1 pseudogene is annotated in these 207 nt (G+C 29.0%); it reads right to left on the reverse strand.

Features of this window, described 5'->3' with window-relative positions:
* Nucleotides 1-63: 63 nt before the first annotated feature.
* Nucleotides 64-207: pseudogene (locus D9V42_RS15520) on the reverse strand (hypothetical protein); the annotation flags it as partial.

Below are 207 nucleotides of genomic sequence, written 5' to 3' on the forward strand. Positions count from 1 at the left end.
TACTGTCATAGTACTAGAGCCATATACGAGCATACATTTACAAAATTTCTTGCTCATCATTTATTCTTTATTACCTTGTAAAAATGTTAGTATTAATTGCTTCATCGTTTCGAATTGTTGTGTTGATTTAATAGCGATTGCTAAACCTATATTTTTTTCGAAAAGCTTTTCAAAACATCTATTTAACAGGTTGTAATTCGTTTGGCT

This window comes from Staphylococcus pseudoxylosus (assembly GCF_003697915.1).
GTDB lineage: Bacteria > Bacillota > Bacilli > Staphylococcales > Staphylococcaceae > Staphylococcus > Staphylococcus pseudoxylosus.